We start from the raw sequence: 272 nt of genomic DNA on the forward strand, positions 1-272 counted from the left end.
AATGTAAGTTTAGAAGTAGAACCAATTTGCAGATATCCTGATGCCAGACGACTTCCTCCCCGTGTAATTATGTAATTTCCTGAGCCTCCAAATTCTGACCATGATAATGTTATCGTGTGTTTCTTTTTATTATAAAGAATTTTACGCTCTATGTTATCTTGCTGTTTTTTTATATCCGATAAGCCTACCGCTTCAAAACTGCAAAAAATTAGCATAGATGCAAACGCAATAAACGTTGAGGTTAACTTTTTAATCATAAAATATTCATTTTT

The 272-nt window shown here is 32.4% G+C and carries 1 protein-coding gene; it reads right to left on the reverse strand.

Annotated elements, in window-relative coordinates:
- Window positions 1–257, reverse strand: a 257-nt coding sequence (locus tag SB753_RS37300; RefSeq protein WP_410805172.1) for a hypothetical protein, incomplete at its 3' end; no start/stop codon positions are given.
- Window positions 258–272 lie beyond the last annotated feature (15 nt).

Origin of the sequence: Paraburkholderia sp. SIMBA_053 (assembly GCF_046534895.1) — a bacterium.
GTDB lineage: Bacteria > Pseudomonadota > Gammaproteobacteria > Burkholderiales > Burkholderiaceae > Paraburkholderia > Paraburkholderia caledonica.